Origin of the sequence: Tabrizicola sp. (assembly GCF_041913445.1) — a bacterium.
Classification (GTDB): Bacteria; Pseudomonadota; Alphaproteobacteria; order Rhodobacterales; family Rhodobacteraceae; genus Tabrizicola.
Genome location: NZ_JAYSFG010000021.1, coordinates 60,074 through 62,613, shown reverse-complemented (window position 1 = coordinate 62,613; position 2,540 = coordinate 60,074). Strand labels below are relative to the sequence as shown.

Annotated in this window: 2 protein-coding genes; both read right to left on the bottom strand. The window is 65.7% G+C overall.

What is annotated here, in order from left to right:
• A partial coding sequence (locus tag ACE3Q6_RS18550) for an iron-containing alcohol dehydrogenase (protein ID WP_374435706.1) occupies positions 1 to 1,132 on the bottom strand: 1,132 nt, incomplete at its 3' end.
• 4 nt (positions 1,133 to 1,136) lie between these two features.
• Entirely contained in the window at positions 1,137 to 2,513 is a 1,377-nt protein-coding gene (locus ACE3Q6_RS18545; protein ID WP_374435704.1) for an aldehyde dehydrogenase family protein, read from the bottom strand.
• Positions 2,514 to 2,540: the final 27 nt, after the last annotated feature.

Here is a 2,540-nt window from a genome sequence, read left to right as displayed (position 1 = left end):
TGTTCTTCTTCGTCATCTTGACCGGGTTGCCGCCACAGGAGGGGTCCTCCAGCGCCATCTTGGTCAGGGTATCGAGGTCGGGGTTGGTGACGCCAAGCTTCGTCAGGTTTTCCGGGATGGCCAGCGTGGCCCGCAGGTCCAGGATGCGCTGGTAAAAGCCCTTGTAGCCGCCCTTGATCCCGCAATAGGCCGCCGCACTCGCCAGCCGGTCCTTCACGGCCTTCCGGTTGAAGTCCAGCACCATCGGCATCACCACGGCATTCGTGGTGCCGTGATGGGTGTTGTAGACCGCGCCAATCGGGTGGCTCAGCGCGTGGATCGCCCCCAGACCCTTCTGGAACGCAACCGCCCCCATCGCCGCCGCCGACATCATGTGCGCGCGGGCGTCGAGGTCGTTCGGGTCGGCATAGACCTTGGGCAGGTTCTCGAACACCAGCCGCATCCCTTCCAGCGCGATGCCTTGGCTCATCGGGTGGTAGAAGGGGGAGCTATAGGCCTCCAGACAATGCGCCAGCGCGTCCATGCCGGTGCCTGCCGTGATGAACTTCGGCATCCCCGTCGTCAGCGCCGGATCGCAGATCGTGACCGCGGGCATCAGCTTCGGGTGGAAGATGATCTTCTTCTTGTGGGTCTCGCTGTTCGTCAGCACCCCCGCCCGGCCCACTTCCGACCCGGTCCCCGCCGTCGTCGGCACCGCGATGATCGGCGCGATCTTCGAGGCATCGGCGCGGGTGTACCAGTCGTCGATGTCCTCCAGCTGCCAGACCTTCAGCTTCTTCGGCTGGTGCGCCATCAGCGCGATCATCTTGCCGAGGTCGAGCGCCGAGCCGCCGCCGAAGCAGATCACCCCGTCATGGCCGCCGGCAAGGTAGACCGCGATCCCGGCTTCCATGTTCTTCTCGTTCGGGTTCGGGTCCACGTCCGAGAAAACCGCGCGGCCAAGGCCACCGGCCTCCAGCACGTCGAGCGCGTTCTTGGTGATCGGCAGGGACGCGAGGGCCTTGTCGGTGACGAGGAGCGGCTTCGTCAGGCCGATGGACTTGGCGTGATCGGCCAGTTCCGCGATCCGGCCGACGCCGAACTTGATCGCGGTGGGGTAGGACCAGTTCCGGTTGGGAACGTTGTGGGTCATGGTCTCAGACTTTCTTGAGGTGATAGGATTTCGGCCGGGTCACCGAATGGAACCCGAGATAGCTCAGCGACGTGCCCCGCCCGGTGTCCTTGACGCCCGTCCAGGTCAGCGCCGGGTCCAGGTAGTCGGCCCGGTTCATGAATACCGTCCCGGTTTCCACCTGCGCGCCGAGAGCGGCGGCGGTGTCGTAGTCCTGCGTCCAGATGCTGGCGGTCAACCCGTAGGGCGAGTCGTTCATCAGCGCGATGGCCTCGGCATCGTTCTTCACCGGCATGATGCCGACGACGGGGCCGAAGCTTTCTTCCTTCATGACGCGCATGGAGTGGTCGACGTTGACCAGGATCTGCGGCGCAAGGTAGGCCCCGCCATCATCGGCAAACTTCTTCGGGTCGAGAAGCGGCTTCGCGCCCTTGGCGATGGCCTCGGCGGTCTGGTCGCGAACGGTCTGGGCAAAGCGCTTGTGCGCCATCGGGCCGAGCGTCGTGGAGGCATCGAAGGGGTTGCCGAGTTTCAACTGGCCGACCCAGGCCACGGATTTCTCGACGAAGCTGTCGAAGAGTTTCTCGTGGACGTAAATGCGTTCGATCCCGCAGCAGCACTGCCCCGCGTTGTACATCGCGCCGTCCATCAGGACGTCGACGGCGAGGTCCAGGTTCGCGTCCTCGCGCACATAGCCCGGATCCTTGCCGCCCAGCTCCAGCCCGAGGGCCGTGAAGGTCCCCGCCGCCGCGCGTTCGATCGCCGCGCCACCGGCGACCGAGCCGGTGAAGTTCACGAAGCCGAAAGACCGCTTGGCGATCAGGCGTTCGGTGGTGGCGTGGTCGAGGACGACGTTCTGGAACACGTCCTCCGGCACGCCCGCCGCATGGAAGGCCTCGGCCAGCCGTTCGCCCACCAGCAGGGTCTGGCTGGCGTGCTTCAGCACCACCGTGTTCCCGGCGATCAGCGCGGGGACGAGGGTGTTGATTGTGGTAAGGTAGGGGTAGTTCCAGGGGGCGATGATGAAGACGACGCCCACCGGCTCACGCGCGAGGTAGCGGCGGAACTTGTCCGAGTCCTCGACCATGTGCGGGGCCAGCGTCTCAGCGGCGATGGACGCCATGTAGTCGGTGCGGGCGTTGACACCCCCGAACTCACCGCCGTAACGGGTCGGGCGGCCCATCTGCCAGGCGATTTCCTCGACCACCACGTCGGACATGGTGTTGAGCTTCGCGACCCCGGCTTTCACCAGGGCGATGCGCTCCTCCAGCGGACGGGCGGCCCAGGGCTTCTGCGCGGCCTTGGCGCGGGCGACGACGGCGTCGGCGGCCTCGGGCGACAGCGGCATACGTTCCGCATAGACCCGGCCATCGACGGGAGAGATGAGTTGGATGGGTTTCATTTTGGCCTCGTAGGGTGCGCATTCATG